Annotated in this window: 18 protein-coding genes; 9 read left to right on the forward strand and 9 right to left on the reverse strand. The window is 44.7% G+C overall.

Annotated features, from left to right (window positions below; genetic code table 11):
• Positions 1-364: 364 nt before the first annotated feature.
• Entirely contained in the window at positions 365-1561 is a 1197-nt protein-coding gene (locus tag RIB93_RS13310) for a HEAT repeat domain-containing protein (RefSeq protein ID WP_446373239.1), read from the reverse strand.
• A gap of 255 nt (positions 1562-1816) precedes the next feature.
• On the opposite strand from RIB93_RS13310, the gene RIB93_RS13315 reads away from it, so the two are divergent.
• Positions 1817-3718: a ferredoxin--nitrite reductase gene (locus RIB93_RS13315; RefSeq protein WP_446373240.1), complete on the forward strand. Its 1902-nt coding sequence runs from the start codon at positions 1817-1819 to the stop codon at positions 3716-3718.
• A 106-nt stretch (positions 3719-3824) separates the two neighbouring features.
• On the opposite strand, the gene RIB93_RS13320 is transcribed toward RIB93_RS13315, so the two are convergent.
• The 3 genes from RIB93_RS13320 to RIB93_RS13330 form a co-directional block, all read right to left on the reverse strand.
• A complete protein-coding gene (locus RIB93_RS13320; protein WP_446373241.1) occupies positions 3825-3962 on the reverse strand; it encodes a hypothetical protein in 138 nt (45 codons plus the stop codon).
• Between the two features lie 44 nt (positions 3963-4006).
• Complete coding sequence (locus RIB93_RS13325) at positions 4007-4444, reverse strand: hypothetical protein (protein WP_446373242.1); 438 nt, start codon at positions 4442-4444, stop codon at positions 4007-4009.
• Between the two features lie 98 nt (positions 4445-4542).
• Complete coding sequence (locus RIB93_RS13330; RefSeq protein ID WP_006105971.1) at positions 4543-4746, reverse strand: hypothetical protein; 204 nt, start codon at positions 4744-4746, stop codon at positions 4543-4545.
• 237 nt (positions 4747-4983) lie between these two features.
• Between RIB93_RS13330 and RIB93_RS13335 the strand changes: the two genes are divergently transcribed.
• Complete coding sequence (locus RIB93_RS13335) at positions 4984-6036, forward strand: anthranilate phosphoribosyltransferase family protein (protein WP_446373243.1); 1053 nt, start codon at positions 4984-4986, stop codon at positions 6034-6036.
• A 737-nt stretch (positions 6037-6773) separates the two neighbouring features.
• Here RIB93_RS13335 and RIB93_RS13340 read toward each other — a convergent pair.
• Complete coding sequence (locus RIB93_RS13340; RefSeq protein ID WP_446373244.1) at positions 6774-7745, reverse strand: alpha/beta fold hydrolase; 972 nt, start codon at positions 7743-7745, stop codon at positions 6774-6776.
• 72 nt (positions 7746-7817) lie between these two features.
• Here RIB93_RS13340 and RIB93_RS13345 point away from each other — a divergent pair, with 72 nt between their 5' ends.
• From RIB93_RS13345 to RIB93_RS13370, 6 genes are all read left to right on the forward strand, one after another.
• Positions 7818-8480 carry a class I SAM-dependent methyltransferase gene (locus RIB93_RS13345; RefSeq protein WP_446373245.1) on the forward strand — a complete coding sequence of 221 codons (663 nt, stop codon included), beginning with the start codon at positions 7818-7820 and terminating at the stop codon, positions 8478-8480.
• Between the two features lie 280 nt (positions 8481-8760).
• Positions 8761-9009: a hypothetical protein gene (locus RIB93_RS13350; RefSeq protein WP_446373258.1), complete on the forward strand. Its 249-nt coding sequence runs from the start codon at positions 8761-8763 to the stop codon at positions 9007-9009.
• Positions 9010-9203: 194 nt separating this feature from the next.
• Positions 9204-10268, forward strand: a complete 1065-nt coding sequence (locus RIB93_RS13355; protein ID WP_446373246.1) for a fatty acid desaturase — start codon at positions 9204-9206, stop codon at positions 10266-10268.
• Positions 10269-10383: 115 nt separating this feature from the next.
• Positions 10384-11025, forward strand: coding sequence for a Uma2 family endonuclease (locus RIB93_RS13360; RefSeq protein WP_446373247.1), 642 nt, complete (start codon positions 10384-10386; stop codon positions 11023-11025).
• Between the two features lie 381 nt (positions 11026-11406).
• Positions 11407-11673, forward strand: coding sequence for a hypothetical protein (locus tag RIB93_RS13365; protein ID WP_446373248.1), 267 nt, complete (start codon positions 11407-11409; stop codon positions 11671-11673).
• Positions 11674-11785: 112 nt separating this feature from the next.
• Positions 11786-12589 carry a hypothetical protein gene (locus RIB93_RS13370; RefSeq protein WP_446373249.1) on the forward strand — a complete coding sequence of 268 codons (804 nt, stop codon included), beginning with the start codon at positions 11786-11788 and terminating at the stop codon, positions 12587-12589.
• Between the two features lie 301 nt (positions 12590-12890).
• Here RIB93_RS13370 and RIB93_RS13375 read toward each other — a convergent pair whose 3' ends face one another.
• The 4 genes from RIB93_RS13375 to RIB93_RS13390 form a co-directional block, all read right to left on the reverse strand.
• Positions 12891-13589 carry a sugar transferase gene (locus RIB93_RS13375; RefSeq protein ID WP_446373250.1) on the reverse strand — a complete coding sequence of 233 codons (699 nt, stop codon included), beginning with the start codon at positions 13587-13589 and terminating at the stop codon, positions 12891-12893.
• Positions 13590-13667: 78 nt separating this feature from the next.
• On the reverse strand, positions 13668-13892 hold the full coding sequence (locus tag RIB93_RS13380) for a hypothetical protein (RefSeq protein WP_446373251.1): 225 nt from the start codon (positions 13890-13892) through the stop codon (positions 13668-13670).
• Positions 13893-14488: 596 nt separating this feature from the next.
• Positions 14489-15409 carry an XDD3 family exosortase-dependent surface protein gene (locus RIB93_RS13385; protein ID WP_446373252.1) on the reverse strand — a complete coding sequence of 307 codons (921 nt, stop codon included), beginning with the start codon at positions 15407-15409 and terminating at the stop codon, positions 14489-14491.
• Between the two features lie 333 nt (positions 15410-15742).
• Positions 15743-17452, reverse strand: a complete 1710-nt coding sequence (locus RIB93_RS13390) for a DUF7453 family protein (protein WP_446373253.1) — start codon at positions 17450-17452, stop codon at positions 15743-15745.
• Between the two features lie 431 nt (positions 17453-17883).
• On the opposite strand from RIB93_RS13390, the gene RIB93_RS13395 reads away from it, so the two are divergent.
• The gene (locus RIB93_RS13395; RefSeq protein ID WP_446373254.1) at positions 17884-19209 is read left to right on the forward strand and encodes an AAA-like domain-containing protein; all 1326 of its coding nucleotides are present in this window, start codon (positions 17884-17886) and stop codon (positions 19207-19209) included.
• The last annotated feature ends 625 nt before the right edge of the window (positions 19210-19834 follow it).

Here is a 19834-nt window from a genome sequence, read left to right on the forward strand (position 1 = left end):
CTAATGTCCTCCGGCATGAAAATGAGCGAATTCGGTAATATTTATCAATGAGCGTCATTATAACTTTACATCGGGTCTTGACCCCCAAACGCAAGTTATAGCAGGTTGGCATCCACCGGAGTCTGATCCGCGACTCTAGCTAATAGGTTGGGTCGAAGAATGAAACCCAACGCCTCTACAAAGCATGCTCTGAGCGTAGTCAAAGGGTCTAATTTTAGGGGCGGGTTTAGCCGTTTAATTTTGGTACTTATCGATAACCTTTCAACAAAACCCGCCCTTCATCATAGGACAGAGGATGAGAAGAGAAGATCACAGGAGGATTAGATGGCGATCATACTACTTTGGATAGAAGATTTGGAAACGTTTACTGGAGTTGTTGAATTGCCGCATTAGCGTGTAATCTGACACTCAATTGAGGATCATTCTGAAGTTGGGTTAAAGCACTCATGGCGTCGCGGATTCCTAATTGTCCCCAACTGTAGGCTAATGCTTGTTTAATCACCATTGTATCAACACTGGGATGTCCAGACTGGAAGAAATCTAGCAAGATTTTAGCGCCTTGGTGTTTCAGATTTGGGGTTTCAATCCGCCCAAAAACGCGCACAATTTCTAAGATGGAGTCTTCGGCTATGGCGGGTAATGCTTGGTGTAAATACTCCAATGCAGTCGCCGTTTCTATCCGCGCCAATACCTGAATGACGGTAATTTGTAGGGGAACGGGAGTTAAAGGCGATCGCACAACTGGAAATAACGCCTCAGTTGCTTGATCTGTACCGATTCTACCGATCGCGATCGCGGCTTGCTGACAGACGTCTAAGTTCAGATCATACAGCAGGGGTTGCAGATAGATTAATGTATCGAGATCTGTTTGTGAGGAGGCGCTTAAGCCTAACCCGATCACCGCTTCCTTGCGAACCGATGCTGCATAATCCTTTAATGCCACCAAGAAAACGGGTACAATGCGATCGTCATGGAAACGACTCAGGGCAGCAATGGCGGTGACGCGCACCTGTACATCGGGATCATGGACGACACTTAATAAGGGATTAATCACCTCTGCACAATGCATCTGCGCTAAGGCGCGACTGGCGAAAAGACGAGATTCCGGTTTCACCAACAAATCAGTCAACGCCTCAACCGCAGGATGTCCAATCGCGGCTAATGCACTAGATGCGATCGCACTTAACTCTTCATCTTCACTGTGATCGAGTAATTTCACCAATGTCCGAATCACGTCAGGCGTATTAAATCCACCCAAAATCCGCCCCGCAAACCACCGTTGCTCTAAATCCGCCTCCTCATCTTCCAGAATCTCGATCAACGGTATTACAATACTCTCTCCCCATTGTGGCAAAACCTTGGCAATATCCCAACGCGCCTGAAAATCTCCCTGTTCCAAAACCGTTAACGCCATCGCCAATCCTAGGGGCAATTCCTTTGTTTCTTGACTGGAATGATTTCGGCTGCACTCATCCAACGGTAATTGCTGCAAACATTGAGTGACTGACAACCAATCCCCTTGCTCTGTGGCAACTGTGGCTTGTTTAAGAAGTTTGTCCATTGTTTGATCAATTGCATCGTTACCCAGACTGAATGGTGTGCCACTTCAGCCTCACTCTTCCTATCGTTTCATAGAATCTAGGATTTATAAACATTTAATTCACAAATTGCATTTATATGATGCATTTTGTTCAAACTCAACTTAAAAACGTATCCAAATATACAATTCACTACTTTAACCTTGCTTACCTTACTGAAATTAAGAGGGGAAATTTTAGTAGAACCGAAAACCGTAAAAATTCATCAAAATAGCGCTATGACTACAACAAAAGACGTATCCAAAAAAATAAACAAAGTGGAAAAAGCCAAAGCAGAGAAAGATGGGCTAGACATTAAACATGAACTGGAAAGCTTAATCGAACTTGGCTGGGAAAACGTTGATAAAACCGACTTAGAACTTCGCCTCAAGTGGTTAGGTGTCTTTTTTCGTCCAGTCACTCCTGGCAAATTCATGTTGCGCTTACGCACACCCAATGGTTATCTGGACAGTGAGAAAATGCGGGTTCTCGCCAGTATTGTGCAGCGTTATGGTGATGATGGTAGCGCCGATATTACTACTCGCCAAAATATTCAACTGCGAGGCGTCCGTTTAGAAGATATTCCAGACATTTTCCGTCAACTGCAATCTATTAATATGACCAGTGTGCAGACGGGAATGGATAATGTGCGGAATTTAACCGGATCACCCGTCGCCGGAATTGATGCGGACGAAATCATTGACACCCGTGACATGGTGCAAAAATTGCAGGACATGATTACCAATAACGGGGAAGGCAATTATGCGTTTACTAATCTTCCGCGTAAATTCAATATTGCCATTGAAGGAGGGCGGGATAACTCCATTCATGCTGAAATTAATGATATTGCCTTTGTCCCTGCCTATCGGGATGGAGAATTAGGTTTTAATGTTTTAGTCGGCGGTTATTTATCAGCCCAGCGTTGTGTGGAAGCGATTCCCTTAAATGCATGGGTTCCGGCAAATGAAGCAGATGTGATTAACTTGAGTGGTGCGATTCTCACCGTTTATACTCAGAACGGATTAAAAGAGGGATTAAGAAAAAGCCGCCAAAAAGCCCGGATGATGTGGTTAATTGATAAATGGGGCGTAGAAAAATTCCGGGCGGAAGTTGAAAAAACTTATGAGAAAGAAATTCTCCCGGCTGCGCCTGAGGATGAGATTACCCAAGAGAAAAAAGATTACATTGGGGTTTATCCGCAAAAGCAACCAGGATACAGTTATGTGGGCTTACTGGTTCCTGTGGGGCGCTTGTCAGCCGACACCATGTTTGAGTTAGCCCGATTAGCTGATGTTTATGGCAATGGTGAAATTCGCTTAACCGTTGAACAAAATTTAATTATTCCCTACATTGCCAATGAAAAAATCGAAGCGTTTCTGAGTGAACCGTTACTCCAGCAGTTTCCGATTCATCCCTCTACGCTTACCCGTTCATTGGTGTCTTGTACGGGGAATCGCTATTGCAATTTTGCCATCATAGAAACCAAACAACGGGCATTAAAATTAGCACAAGAACTGGATCAAGAATTAGACATTCCCGAACGAGTTCGGATACACTGGACTGGATGTCCCAACTCCTGTGGACAACCTCAAGTTGCTGATATTGGCTTAATGGGTACGAAAGTTCGTAAAGATGGCACACCTGTCGAAGGGGTGAATCTTTATACTGGGGGAAAAGTCGGCAAAGATGCTAAACTCGGAGACGTATTGGAAAAAGGAATTGCCTGCGATGATCTAAAACCGATTCTGCGGAATCTATTAATTGAAAACTTTGATGCTAAAGTTAAGGATGGAGTGGTTATAGAACCGGAGCCAGAAATTCAGGAGAATGTTCCAGAGGATACTCAACCTTCATCTGAGACAGAAACGAACGGCAATCAAGCTCAAACAAAGCTATTTTTCGCGGAATCTTGGAAACAGGTTGACGGCAATTCTCAGGAATTTATCCTGGACATGGCTGAAAGCCAAGGCATTGAAATCGACAGTAGTTGTCGTGCTGGTACTTGCGGGACTTGTGCTAAGAAGTTATTAAAAGGTCAAGTGAAGTATGAGGAAGAGTATGATGCTGTGGCAGATTTAGAGGAAGGCATGGTTTTGACTTGTTGTGCTTTACCTGACGGACAAGTGGTGATTGATGCTTAAGGCGTTTGTCTTGTGTCATTGGTTTGTCCTATAGTTCTCACATTGGGTTGGGGCGGGTTTAGTGAAATTCGGGTGAAGTCAAAAAAGATAGTAGTGAAACCCGCCCCTACTGGACTGACACAGCTAAAATTGTGGAATAGATTTGACGTTTAACCGGGCGCACGCCATGCGCCCCTACAATGCTAATCCACCAATTAAGGTGTGCCACGACACTACATTCGGATAACCCTGTTTCACTCTTCATCCTGGTTTCGCTCTGTCTCCGATTGACTAAATAAGTCAACCCAATTATTTTATTTTTTCGCCCAAAAATTGATAAGGATTGGTATAATGATTTGAGTCTCCTGAATACAACTTAAAATACATAACGCCTGAGCCTAACCACAAGACTAAAAAGATTAACGTCATCAGGGAACCCCAGGAAAAAAGCTTAGGTTTTCGGTTGGTGGTTAATAATTTATGGGGTAATGGTGAAAGTTCTAATGGTGTACGACTTGGGGGGGTATTTAGGGCAACTTCGGTGCCTTGGACAGTAATTAATTTCAGCTTATGTAGCTCTGTAAGCGCGGCGTAAACTTCGCTCAAGCTAACTGAATGTTCAAGGAATTCTGCTGTCCAAGCCTGAAAGTCATGCCAGTTAAAATTTACTTTATGATTGGTTCTAGTATGAAACCGAATCCAGTGATAGAGTAAACTCTCGCAGGGGGAAAGCTTAGTCTTGATCATTACCAAAACTCCAAATTTTCTATACGTTTGAGCATTGTATGGAGGTGATATTGGCTGAACAACTTAGCTAGAGGAGGCTATCCTTTCGCTGGAAGTGGCTACAGCACTAACAGATATTCTCCATGTTCCGGAATCCAAGTCAGCCATTCATGATCCGAGACTTGGGAAAGTATCAACGCCTCATAGTGGGCAAATGGATTGGGGAGTTCCTCTAATCTCAGCCACATTCCTGGTTGCAGATAGCGAAAAATTGCACTAGCCGAGAGGTTGGCTGGAGGGGGTTGCGGTTGTGGATTTTGCATATCTGTGCCGTCTGATTCTCGATTCTCTATCTTGTATCAGAATATACTAAAATTAATATCTGTATCAAATAATACATAAAAATTAATTGTAGATTTGTTAACTAATCCTCACAGCGTTCACTCAATGGCGAAGTCGTTGCATCTTTGTTCAGGATTCACGAACGGTGTTCTCTCAATCTGCTATCGTCCTAAACCGTTATCGTCATAGTCCCATCGTCCTATTTTTCATCCCCCATTATGAGTATTATTTTCAGAGAACTGCTAAAGAAAGTGGGCAGTGGTAGCCATACTCACAAAGATTTAACTCGTGAAGAAGCCGCCAACGCCACAGAAATGATCCTGAATGAAGACGCGACGCCGGCTCAAATTGGGGCGTTTTTAATTGCCCATAGAATTAAGCGCCCCACGAGTGAGGAACTTGCGGGAATGTTGGATGCGTATGATAAATTGGGTTGTACATTGCCTCGGTTATCCGGTGATCCGATAGTCACAGTAATGGGGACACCTTACGACGGGCGATCGCGAACCGCCCCAGTTACTCTATTAACGGCGCTAATGCTGGCGGCTTCCGGGGTTCCGGTAATCCAACATGGCGGCGACTGTATGGCAACAAAATATGGCATTCCCCTGGTGGAAATATGGCAAGGATTGGGCATCGATTTTACCCGATTGAGTCTTACCCAAGTGCATCAGGCTTTAGACACAACTCGCTTTGGGTTTATCTACACCCCTAACCATTTTCCGGCGACTCAAAGTTTAGTGAATTATCGGGATCAGATTGGCAAGCGTCCCCCCTTTGCCACGATTGAATTAATTTGGCTTCCTTATGCGGGGAATGTGCATCTCGTGGCTGGGTTTGTCCATCCCCCCACGGAAGAATTTATGCAGGGAACATTAGGATTACGAGGTGTCAACAATTACACCTTAATCAAGGGGTTAGAGGGAAGTTGCGATTTGCCTCGTGAACGGACGGTGATTATTTCGACACATAAACCTGGAGACAGCGAACCCTACCAACGCCTGAAACTTCACCCTAGGGATTATGGTTTTGAAGGGAAGGAGGTTCCTTTAGAGTCAAAGGAACAATTATTGGCACAAATTAAGGATGTTTTAGCTGGAAAATCTTCAGAATTTCAAAAATCTGTGATTTGGAATGGTGGGTTTTATCTTTGGCGGTGTGGGGTTTGCCCTATGTTAGAGGATGGATTAAGCAAGGCGGAGTCTTTGTTAACTACAGGTACACTTCAGCGGCAGTTGGCTGAGATTGAGTCTACTGTAAGTAGGGGTTGAAAGAGGGAACGGGGAATGGGGAATCAATTAGGGGCTGCTGAATAAGTCTTGTGGTGGGGGAAGAGAGCAGGGGAAGCAGGGGAAGCTCAACGTTTAGATCCCCCTAAATCCCCCTTAAAAAGGGGGACTTTGAATACTATCAAATCCGGTTGATTGTATAGCAGTCGCCAGGGTCATTAGGACATAAAATGAATGCCGTGTATTTTTTTGAGGCAAGTTTAGTGTCCTAACCGTTGTGGCGGTTGCTATACACAGATGCTGTTAAGCTGTCATGCATTTAAATTGGGTATTGGTAGCGAGCAAGATGCAAAGCCTGTGGCATGGCTTCGCTAAAGCCTGCGGCATGGCTTCGCTAAACGCACTACAAAGCTTTCGCCATTATTGACATTAAGGTTTAAATGCCGAACAGCTTACTTGACAAAGTGTGTTTTAGCCGTTTTTAGTGAGGCTTTTTAACCAGATTTGATGTAATTTATTGTCCCCCCCTTTTTAAGGGGGGCTAGGGGGGATCTCTTATTAAGTAAAGGTTGCAGCATTAAGTTTACACGGATAGACATTGCCGTAGCCCAACCTGTTTCTTATTGTCACAAAACTGTATTCCACAGAACATAAGTAGTCGGACAAAAGAAAACGGTGCTGCATTAAGTGCAAGTAAATCACCCTCAAACCCTTACTGTTGCCTGTTCCCTAATCTCAACCGTTAACTTTAATTGTGTCCACCCACTTAATATTACCCATTAACCTCGCCAATCTGCTAACTGAGTCACCAGAAAATAGCGAATATGATCGGTAAACGTAGAACCGAAATCGTTTGTCCCGTGACCCATACCCGGAACGACATAACAATCACTATTCGGAAATCGCTTGGCACAAGCCTTAGCATCGGCGACATTAACCATGCGATCGCGCTTCCCGACCAAAAAGCGAATCCGACGATGAGAGTCTACCCGATCCGCATACGTCATCGGGTTACAAGCCTGACCAAACTCATCGGGATGTTTGAGAGAATTAGCGACTCGCAAGAGGGGAACCAAACTCTGGAGATCCGGTTGAAATTTGCCCAGCAACGCTTCTGCTAACCCACCTAGAGGCGATGCAGCCAATTCTGGCAAAATAAAGCCCCCCCAGCTTTTGGCAAAGGTTTGCAGGTTAGCATGACCGATCGCACCCAGTAATCGTTCTCCCATTCCATCTGTAGTAAAGGCAAATGCACTAAATAAAACCCCCATACTAACGCCAAATAGCGCCAACCGAGGATCAGTGAGATGATAGCGATCGCGACAGAAATTCCGCACTAAGCCAATATCCCGCGCTGTGACACTGAACATCCGCAGCATCAGTTGAGTATCAAAGCAAATACCACGATCCAGAAGCGGTTTAATTTCAACCTGCGCCACCCCGGAAAACGTCCGCATGAAACTGCGTTCACCTGCTAGAGGGGTGTCAAATAATGCCACAGCAATCCCCATCTGGGTCAGCGTTGGCACAATAAAGGCATTCCAGCCATAAGGCGCACACATCCCTTGAATACCAATCACCAACGGTGTCTGATCGCCAGGTCGATCCTGTGGCAAAAAGACAGCCACGGGGAAACTACTCAGCCGTTCGTCGATATCGCTAATTCCCGTAAGGTGAAACGGTTCGTGGAACCAATAACGCTGACCTGTAATTCCCTCAAAGGCGATCGGGTCACAACCGTAAACAGTCATGGGATGCGTATCCTTTACATTCCGTAATTTTTCTTAAACTAAGAGATAGCATCCTATTTTCCGCTAACGACTATGCTGCTGCAATCCAACCAACGGACGAAACTAGACGATACCGAGGATACCCTGTTTTACTCCTTCCCTCGCTTTGTTACCCATGTTGATGCTGGGTTTCTGGATCAACTCACTCAACTCTATAGAGAACGCCTGAAACCCCATACTCGCATCCTGGATATGATGAGTAGTCATGTATCCCACTTGCCCGATGATATGGAATTTGCCCATGTTGAGGGACACGGGATGAATGAACAGGAACTAGCACGCAATCCCCACTTAAACCATTACTTTGTCCACAATCTGAATAAAAATCCTCAGTTACCGTTGCCAGATCAAGAGTTTGATGCGGTTCTCAACTGTGTCTCGATTCAGTACCTACAATACCCTGATGCTGTGTTTCAGGAGATTCACCGCATTCTCAAACCCGGGGGTATCGCCATTATCAGCTTTTCCAATCGTATGTTCTTCCAAAAAGCGATCGCGGCATGGCGAGACGGAACTGAAGCCAGTCGTGTGCAACTTGTCAAGCGTTATTTTCAATCTGTACCCGGATTTGGTACTCCCGAAGTGATTGCCCGTTCTTCGCCAGTTCCCAGTTTGTTCCAGATGCTAGGGGTTGGCGGGGGTGATCCCTTCTACGCCGTCATCGCCCAGCGTCAAGACAATCAACAGGGAGTTTAACTAGGAGTTATAGCAACCGCCATAGCGGTTAGGACACATCATTTATGTTCCAGACGTTGCATGCAACGTCTCTACAATGGTGCTTCCCATCCGGGCTAACGTTATTTGCAAGAGCGAGAGGAAAACACTTGACAGATGGGGGTTCCAGCTTATCAAGTCCGTTGGCTTTCATAATGAATGACTCAGCCAGTCATAAAATTGACCTATATGATGCAACAAAACTTGATGTTCAAGATACAATAGCCTGTGGTGTGAGTAAGTAAAAATAACTATTTAACGAATGCTAAATCGTTCATCTAGTGTAGTCTGTCCACCAAACCCGAATCGGGAAGCTGCAACCGAGAGCGATCGCGGGATGGTAAGCAACACGAGTGACCAACGCCTGATAAAATTGATGAAGTCGATTTACCAGGCTGATCAGCAAGTCAAGTATCTACATTTGCAAGCAGAAGTAGATTCACTATTGCAGCAGCTCCAAATCCTCCAAAAACAACGGTTGGCTACGGCTCAATCCGACGCCAATAATTAAGGGGAACAGTAGTGTTTGGTTTGATTGATGCTGTTTTTGCACCCCAGAACTCAGTTTCGGGGTGCTGAGTTTTGTCAACTCTGACGGATAAGCACAAGGAGATACCCTTCTATCTGCCAGTAATAGACGGCTGAGCAGGATTTTTTTGCCTGATTATTCGCAATTTACCAACATCTCATGTATTAAATTCTTTCATGACTATATCGACAATCAAAGAACAAAATTCCGCTTACTCGATCACAAGGGTGACGACTACCTTACGGCTAAAAGACATTTTGCGAACGTTACCGCGTGAAGTGTTTGAGAAAAACCGTCGCAAAGCCTGGACAGTGGTTCTGGTAAATATTTTAATGGTGGGTCTAGGCTATGGGGGTTTAGCGATCGCACCCTGGTTTTGTTTACCGCTATTATGGATTTTCACGGGTACAGCATTGACTGGCTTTTTTGTTATCGGTCATGATTGTGGTCATCGTTCCTTTGCCAATCGCCGTTGGGTGAATGATTGGGTGGGACACCTGGCATTTTTACCTTTACTTTATCCCTTTCATAGCTGGCGCATTCTCCATAACCACCATCATGCCCACACAAATAAGCTTGGGGAAGATAATGCATGGGAACCGTTTACCGTAGAGTATTATGTCAGCCACTCGGTTTTAGTTAAGTGGTTTTACCAACTAACACGAGGTCGATTGTGGTGGATTGGTTCGATGTTCCACTGGGCATTACTGCATTTTAACTGGGGGAATTTCCAGGGGAAACAGCGTTCTCAAGTCAAGTTTTCCGCGTTGTGGGTTATCGGTTTTGCTGCTGTTGCATTTCCTTTACTCTTTGCCACAGTAGGTGTGTGGGGAGTTATCAAATTCTGGCTACTTCCCTGGGTTGTTTACCATTTCTGGATGAGTACGTTTACCATTGTTCACCACACAGCACCCGATATTCCCTTTACCCCAGAACCGGAGTGGAATGAGGCGAAGGCTCAACTATTTGGTTCGGTTCACTGTGATTATCCCCGTTGGGTCGAGTTTCTCTGCCACGATATTAATGTTCACATTCCCCATCACATTTCCAGTGCAATTCCGTCCTATAATTTGCGGTTAGCGCATCGGATTCTCAAGGAAAATTGGGGGGATGAATTGCGTGAATGCCGTTTTTCTTGGTCGTTGATGAAACAGATTACCGACCAATGTCACCTCTATAATCAACAAGAGTGCTATCAGTCGTTTAAAGACTATCGAAAAGCTGTGGCTGGAGGTAAGTAATACAGGATTGTTACACATAACGTGAATTAGATGAGATCCCCGATTTCTTGAAGAAGTCGGGGATTTTGGGATTTAGCTACAATATTAGCGATCGCTAGCCATCAGCAAGGTCGTCATGAGTCAACTGCAAGCCAAACTACCAACCGATACCTGGGTCAAGGTGACTTGGGACGAATACCTTGAGGCAATCAGTGATCCAGCTTATGAAAAAGCGAAAGGCTATTATTATAACGGATGCATGAGGCTAGAGATGTCTCCACTTGGTAACCCCCATTCCCGCGACCATTTCATTGTTATTGCTGCGATTGCCCTCTTTGCCAGTATTCGAGACATTGACATTGATGGTCATGATAACTGCACGTATCGTAAGACAGGCTGTGAGGAAGCCCAACCGGATGTCTCGTTTTATGTCGGTGATAAGGCGGAAACAGTACCTTGGGAAGCGACGATCATTAATCTCGATACCTACCCACCCCCGGATTTAGTTATTGAAGTTGCCTATTCTTCTTTAGCCGATGACAAAGGAGAGAAACGTCTCCTCTACGAATCGTTGGGAGTTCGGGAGTATTGGATTATTGATGTAAAAAATGTTCAGGTTATCGCCTTTGAAATTCAAAATGGCGGGAGTCGGCGAATTTACCAATCCCAGGTGTTTCCTGGTTTAGAGATTGCCCTATTGGAAGAAGCATTGCGGCGTAGTCGGCAAATGAATCATGGTAAGGTGAGTGCTTGGTTGTTGTCGCAGTTTCAAGCTTGAGTAAGCCCATGTTACCCGCCGCCAAGAACTCAAGTTCTTGGCTTATAGCTCAAGTCGGTTAAAACCGACTAATTTTTTTTATCCAGTAAACTGTTTAGACTTTATATTTATGCGTAAATCAAGACGTTGAAATAAGTTCAGCAATAACTACAATGAATGATTCGTATTCTCGGTAGAAAACCCGTAGCACGAGGTTCTATTGGGTTGACTCGCCGAAACCCAACAGAGCAAGTTACCCAAATTACCACCTTGCAACTACCACTAAATTTAAACGCCGTCTAGGAAAAATTTCAGATAGCAAAAGCTGGGTATCAATCCAAGCCATGAAGTTTTTGGAAATGTTACTCTAGGGTTACATAGCAATCGTTGAGGGACATAGCCGTGAGTCAAGTTGTCAAGCTAGAACTGAGTGATGAAGTATATGCAGCCTTGAAGCGACAAGCTGACAGTGTTGGTGTTTCTCTATCGGAGTGGATCGCGATCGCTCTCGAACTCCAAAGTGGTTTACCCAGTCACCAGAAAACTCAAGCTGAGAACAAAGCCACACCTCAAGAGTTCTCCAACTCCAGCCATTCTGGAGCTATTGACGTAGGCTATCTCACAGGATCTGATAATAGGGGCGTTGATGCTGATTTGGTTGGTTTATAGCCGAGATATCGCCAAATAATACCCTAAGGTGAGTGCGATCGCTTAAGCTGTAAGCAAGAGATTTCCATCTCCAGAAAGGCTATTCTAAAGAAAGAGAACTCAGGTAATCGCCATGAATAAGCTGCGGTGGATCGCTGGTTTAGGTCTAGTTGCTCTGCTCGTCAGTAGCTGCACCCGTCAAAATAACCAAATCAGTCAAACCCCACAACCTGAATCGTCTGTAGCTACAGCCCCGACACAACCTGAAGCTGAAACTGCCAATAATCAAAGCAAAACCCTAGTTCCTCCACCGCCAGCCGGACTGATTCCGTCGAGCCGATTGATTGAGATACCTGTTGCGAAAGCGCGTCAAGATCCGTTTAGTACGGTTAAGGTTGCACCGAATCAACAGTCTACTCCCAAAAGCACAACTCCACCGACTCAGCCCCAACCAGCTAAAACGCAACCCTCACAGCCAAAAGCGTCTGAAACTCCAGCCAAAACTCAACCTTCCCCAACTTTGGAACCTAAACGCCAACCCTCTCCGACTAAATCCTCTCCCACTCCCGCCGCGAACAAAAAATCACCTGAAACCCCAGCCCCTAAAACTCAAACACCCAAGCCTCAACCGTCTCCAGCGCCTAGCGAGACAACCGTTATTGAGGAACCGCCCGCCCCTTCTACTGAACTGGCTGATGCGGTAAAAGTGAGTGGTGTGATGCAACTTGAGGGACAATGGAATGCAATTGTCAAGGCGTCAGCGAAGACAACCAGCCGCTATGTGCGGGCGGGGGATTCTTTGTTGAATGGCGCAGTTTTGGTTAAGCGTATTGAATTAGGTACAAATAAGGAACCGCTGGTGATTTTGGAACAAAATGGCGTTGAAGTGATTAAATATGTTGGTAGTGGCAATGGCTTGGTAGCCAGTGCCGATTAGAGCATCAGTTGAGTAAAAGATAGGTTGGGTTTCGTTGCTGCAACCCAACCTACAACTTCCTACGGGGAAGAACGAAACATGGGCATAGAATCTGAGTTTTTGCTCCTCAGCTATTACCCAAATGCTTCGCTATTACATCATCTAAGTAAGTAGGTGATAAGCTGTTCGGCATTTAAACCTTAATATCAATAGTGGCGCAATCCTTGTAGTGCGTTTAGCGAAGCCATGCCGCAGGCTTTGCATCTTGCTCGCTACTAATACCCAATTTAAATGCATGACAATACCTTCTGTCTTCTCTTCGTTAGCAGGCACCGAGTCGGGTAAAAACAACGGAAATTGTTTTCCAAATAATCACTAAATCATACCCAGGATGCCATTGTTTCTGATAATTTAAATCAAGAGCAACCACCGCCTCAAAATCCTGTACCTGCGATCGCCCCTTGACTTGCCATTCGCCTGTGATCCCTGGTTTGACGTTTAATCGCTGCCAATGGTGGAGGTTGTAATGGATCACTTCATCTTCGGTGGGCGGACGAGTGCCAACTAAACTCATGTCTCCGATTAAAACGTTCCAAAATTGGGGAAATTCGTCTAAGCTAGTGCCGCGCAGAAAACGCCCCACAGGAGTGATGCGGGGGTCATTGTCATTCTTAAACAGGTGTCCTTGGACTTGATTGGGAATTTTAGATTTGAGGATGTCCGCTTGGGGAATCATTGAGCGAAATTTCCAAATTTTGAAGGGTTTGCCGTAAAGTCCGTGGCGGGTTTGACTATAGAAAATATCGCCGGGACTATCGAGTTTAATGGCAATGGCGATGGGGAAAAAAAGAATTCCTAAAATCAGAAGTCCGATTAAAGACCCCATAATATCGATGCAGCGTTTAGAAATGGAATAGGTTGAAGGATGAAGCGAGAAAATTAATATCTGATTATTGAAGAGTGATGGCTGATAGATATAGTCTTCATCGCAACGGTTGGGGTTGAGGGTAAATGCAGTCATTGGACTTGTTCCTTCAGTTCAGGTAACTTGAGATAGTGATTGATGCGGTGTCAGAAATGGACAGGACACTCCGGTTGCTCAAAAATTCTGAAGTTGTTCTTGGCGCTCTAATAGTTCTAGGTAGGAGATGGGTACGACTAGGGGCCAAAGAAGAGCGGCGATGAGTAAGAACATGAGCGAGTGAAATCGGCTTTGGGGAGAGAGGTTTTCCTCACGTTGTAAAAAGCCTAGCCATCGTGTGAAGAAAAGCGGCAGCATGACTAGGTAAAAGAGGATTAATCCGCTGAAAATGATGTTCCACATAAGTTTCCTGGATTGGTTGACAGTGAATTGAGTTTCTAATTATTACTCTGGTTTTCTTCCTCACCTTTATGCAAAGAGTCAGGATTTTGTCACAAATCTTTACAAAATTAATCCCTAACTCTGTATTCAGTAGATTGTAAGCAAGAGGAGTCCGGAGCAATTTAATACAAAGATGTAGCCAAAATTACAGAAAATTGGGGTTAATTCTGTAATAGTTCGTTCCTCACCATTCCCTGTTCCCTTCTTATCTATCGGGGTCTTTCTGCACAGGGGAGAGTCGGGCGAGATGGGCAAATATTCCGAGCGGGTTGATTGGCTTTCTGTTCCGTCTCACGCTGAAAATTAAACGGTGTGCTTGGACTGAAAATAGTTGGTGTTAGTTGCGGAATACTGACTGTATTGACTCCAGCACTAACTACTTCAATTATAGCGATAGATAAGGTTTAAATCCGTCTTGAGGTTGCCATAAAACCTGCTCCCAAACCTTGCTATTGACAGATGTAAAAGTTGGGCATTTAAGAAATGGGTGAAGTCGCGATACGTCCGGCATCGCACTCTTATCTGCCAATAGCTTTAACCTTGACGACACCGGGTTTTCAAGCTGAGTAACGCTTGCGGAGATGATTGACACCAACCATTAAACCGAGGGCGGCTAAACCCAAGCCAGCAGAGGGTTCAGGGACTGATGTACAGTAGCCGCGATCGCAAATCCCCGATTTATCAAACTTGAACGCGATGGTATGTTCACCATCAAAGCGATTCACGTCATAGCCAGCAGCGAGTAATTCTGACTCAGAAAGGTACATAAGACTGGTGATAAATTCACCGGAACCAATCGTATTTAAACTTTGAGATTGGTCAAAATAAGAGGTATCAGCAGGTAAATCTCCCAGACTTGGACCACAGTCAGCACCTTGACAAAAGTCATTCACTCGCTGGTTGTAAGCTTCTAGGCTATCAAATCCACTATTAATATCTGTGGTACTAATAGCGGTGACATTGCCATAAAGACCAAGATTAGGGACTAAGGAATCATTGGTTCCGGCAAAGCGTACCCCGAATAAATCCCCTTGATTATTCGCCGTGGTGAAATCTTGATCGGTAAAATTGAAGAACAAATCCCCCCAACCAATATTGCCATCCTCAGCACTGGTTCCATCAACACCTGTTAACGACATATTGGCATTAATCGCCACAAAAATGCTCTCCTCCGTTTCCTTGAGTGCTAAACTGTGAATTTCATAGGGATTACCACTGCCACCGACTTGAAGTCCATCCACACCATCATTAAATGAATCAATCGCATAGTGCCATCCGGATTCATCAACGGGATTTTTGCCAACTTGGAGGGCGATACCATCGTTGACACATTCGGTAAACGTATCAACCGTAGTATCTTCATTGAGAGCAAACGTAGCAGCTTGAGCAGATTCGCCTGTGGCAAATAGCAAACCACATACGGTGGCGATAGGAATGATTGGAGCAGAAATAGAAAGTTTTGCGGTATAGTTTAACATTTTTTTCGCCTTCAAGTTTTTAGCTTTTGTTGGTTATTTGTTTGTGCCTTTACTCTAGCCAAGATTCAATCGGTATAGATCAATGTTACTGACTGGTATGCTGGTGGGTTTCGACTTCGCTCAACCCACCCTACCTTCGCTCAACCCACCCTACTGGCGTGACCCACCTAAAATAGGGCTTTGTTTGTAGTGAGAACTTTAGTTCTCTAACGTCTAACTGGACAGGGCTGAAGCCCTCACTACGAACCCAATCTATTGCACCAAATTAGCATTGGGAGGGGCGGGTTTAGTTACATCTGGGTGCAACCAATAAGATAGTTGTAAAACCCGCCCCTACAGCTGCCTTGATTTCCGCCTACGCAATAGTACAACACCTGAACCAAAGGACAATAAACTGAATACAGAAACGGGTTCAGGCACGTTCTGACTGTCTTCCTCTATGAGTGCGTGCATATCGAAACTCGCCGTATCTGTGTCAAAGTCAAGTTTAATTGGAAACGCTGTGGGATTGGTGGGATCAACATCAAGTCCGGTAATCGTAAACTCAGAAACACCACCACCCAAAAGCGAGACAAAATCGATACTGTCTCCGGGTAGAAATTCACCCATATTTGTATCTCCTACAGATACGGTGAAGGGATTTTCAAAGCCAACTGGGAAATTCAGAATTGAGGTAAATAAAGAATCTCCCGTCATTTCATAGCGGAAGCCATAAGCGGAAGGTGGGTCGTACCATTTCCCACCAATAACGTCAATAAATCGGAACACTCCATCCAGGGTACTATCAGGAAGCAAGGGATTAAATTGAGAATCGGCAATATTATTGGCGCGGTAAATTCCCTCGGTGCCATCTTCAAGTTTTGCCCAAAAAGCAATTTCATTGTCATCACTCAGGCTTTGCCGATCCATAGCTAAATCAACTACAGTAGAACCGAATAAGGTATCGCCAATGCCAATAACTTTATCCTCAACGGCATTACTGCCCACAAAAATGCCTTTATCCTGGTTGCTAAAGGGGCTAGACCCTTCAACGACCTGATTCGCCATAAACGCAACCAGTCCTTTATTATTGATAGAGCTGGTGCCAACATTATAGAATGTATCTGGTGTTTCTGACTGCTCATAATTATTCCCGGCAATCAGTTCACCATTAATGCCATCCGCCTTAAAAATGACTTGACCTGCACCATTATTATGAGCAAACGCTGAGACTTCTCCTTGGTCATTTATATTGGCTTCCCGATATGAACCATTCCAAAAGTTAGTTTGATCAGCAACAATCAGATAATTGCCATTCTCATCCCCTGTAAACACACCGTAGTGACTGACAAAGCTGACCATTCCCTGATTATTAATGTCAGGTGCATGAGGATCAAGGTTTACACTGGACAGAGGACATTGTTGCTCGGATGAGCCAGCACCTGTACAGTTGGTAATTTGGATCGTTTTATTGCCGTCGCTGGTAAAGATTTCTTGCGCCCCACTATCAAGATTGCCCAAAAAAGCGACAGTGCCATTATCGTTAATGGCAAGTCCAGGGGCAAAGCTACTATAAGTTCCACTCGTATGGGCAATTTGTTGAGTGGGACTAACACCGTTACTGGTGAAAATACCTTGACCTCCAGCATCTACATCGGCAAAAAAGGCAACAGTGCCATCATTATTGAGGGCTAGTCCTTGACCGAAATTGCTAAATATAGAGTAGGATTTGTTGTCAACAATAATTTTTGCTCCTCCTACACCAGTACCAATATAGATTCCTTGGTCTCCTGACGTGAGTTCGGCAAAAAAGACGACTTGACCATTATTGTTAATTGCCAGTCCTTTGCCGTTTTGATAGTCGGCATCATTAGATAATTTATAGCCGCTATTCCCACCTGCGGTACCGAGTCCTGATCCGAGGCTGTTAAAGGAACTGAATGAACTGCTAGTTTCTGCGATCGGGCTAAAGTTGAAGCTAAAGGCTAATACTTTACTACTACTGAGTAGACTGAGAGATAGTCCGACTACGGTAAGGGAAAGAATTGGCTTGAATTTCAGCATAATTGTACTCCTGAAAATTCTGAGAGAGTTGAGATATAGCGCTACGCGCTAGGCAATGGGCAATAGTGAAGAAAAACACTGACTCATCAAGGGATTCTTTGCTTGTAACTCTATTAAATCGGTTTATTTTGAATTTGAACCCACAGCTAGCTATCAGATAGAATTGTGAGGTTTTTGGGGGAAAGTATCAAAAGGTATCAAAAGCTATCAGAAGGTATCAATATCAGCCATAAATCATGCGTTAATCGTTGTGCTGTCTTTGCTATAAACGCTTGCATCGCTGACTCAAGTCCCATTTATTTTAATCGTTGGATTATAAGTGATATCCTAGTGGAATAGAGTCAGGGTGAGTTACGCTACCTTTTGAGAATGCTGCGCGAATGCTAACACATCCGACAATTTTGCTGACTATTGAATACCTTTAGCTGTTTATGTCGTGGGATATTTTTTTACAACAAATTGCAGATTATCAGGGTATATTTGATGCCGATGAGAGACGGGTGTTTTGTTGGCGCTTTGCGGAACCGAATTTGGCAGAACTTGATGCCAAAATTGCTGCTGATTTGCATATCAGTGAAGTGACGCTGCAACGACGAATGGGACGAATTTATGCGACATTTGCCCATTCTTGTCCGGCGCTGAATACGGAGAAAAAAGGGAAATTTAAGCGCTTGCGAGACTGGTTAAAGCGGGAGTATGTGCGATATCAACAGCATGGAGAACAACTGAGGAATCCAGAGACAGATTCCCGTGCGATTCTCTGTCAAGATCGTTATATTGAACCGGGGATTCTGTCTACCTGTTACCAGGAAATCCTGAAGCCGGGATGTTTACTGCGGATTAAAGCGCCGTGGAAGATGGGGAAAACGGAGTTGATGTCACGGGTGTTGAATTATGCGGCGGATCAGGGTTATCGCGCCGTGAGTTTGAATCTGCGGGATGCAACGGCGACGGATTTTCAAGATTTGAATCGATTTCTGCAATGGTTCTGTACCAGTGTGACGCTGAGTCTGAATCAAGAATCATTATCAGACAATCCAGTTGCTGAACATTGGCAGAAGAGTATTGGCAATAGCAAGAATAAGTGTAAGACGTATTTTGAAAAGCATCTGTTACCCGGAGATAGTTCCCTGGTTTTGGGGTTAGATGAAGTGGATCGAATTTTTCCGTATCCGGAAGTTGCGGGGGAGTTTTTAGGGATGCTGCGAACGCGACATGAGGATGCAAAAACGCGCCCCATTTGGGGGAAATTGCACCAGGTTTTGGTGTATACGGAAGATTATCGCGAACTGGATATTAATCAGTCGCCGTTTAATACGGGACTTCCGATCGCGTTACCGGAATTGAGTCGGGAACAGGTGCAAGAGTTGGCGCAAGATTATGGATTGGATTGGCAAATTGATCAGGTGAATCGGTTAATGGCGATGGTGGGGGGACAGCCTTATTTGGTGCAAGAGGCGATGAAGAAAATTGGACAAAAGTTGGTGACATTGGAGGAGGTTTTGGCAACGGCGGCGACTCCTAGGGGAATTTATCGGGATTATTTGCTGATGTATGGACAAAAGTTACATCAATCGCCGGAGTTGGTGGCGGCGTTTAATCAGGTTGTTGGGGTTAATTATCCGGTGAGGTTGAATCTGGAGGTGGCGGATGTTTTGGAGAATTTGGGGTTGGTTCGGTGGGAAGGGGATGGTGTTAGTCCTCGTTATGAGTTGTTTCGTCGGTATTTTGAGAGTCGGATTGAATCGGGGGGTTAGGGATTGTTTTATTTGAGTTGGTGAGGATGGAGGTTATGTTTTTTTAACGCAGAGGAACGCAGAGGTTTACGCAGAGGAACGCAGAGGGATTGAGTGGATAGGGGGAACAAGTTTTAGGGGGTTGGAGATGGAGTTGGGTTTGATGTTTAGGATTAGATGACGAATGACGAATAATGAAAAATGATAGACAACCAATTGAGTCGGTGTAATCAGTGCAACTAACCTCTCACCTCCCTACCCCAATCTCTCTAATAAATCCGTGAAATCAGTGTTTTGAAAAATGACTAATGACGACTATCAAGTAGGCGGCGCTTTACCCCTAGAGGCGACAAATTATGTGGTTCGGGCGGCGGATCAAGAACTTTATCAGGGATTGAGGGGGATGCGGCTGAAGGGGTGACAAGCAGCTCAAAAGCTCGGCAGAAAAAGCATTTCACCCCTCTTCCCCTTAAAAAGATATCAGCTTATTGACAGGTTTATTGATAATGAAAAGGGGAATGAGAATGATAATCACCTGCTTGTCTGAGTATCTTGGTTGTCTTTTTCGGACTAAAAATTAATTTGCGTATGTTTTACGCAAATGCATTTGGGTTGAATCAAGGTGAATTTTCAAATTATCTGTAAG

The organism is Coleofasciculus sp. D1-CHI-01 (genome assembly GCF_040218875.1).
Classification (GTDB): Bacteria; Cyanobacteriota; Cyanobacteriia; order Cyanobacteriales; family Coleofasciculaceae; genus Coleofasciculus.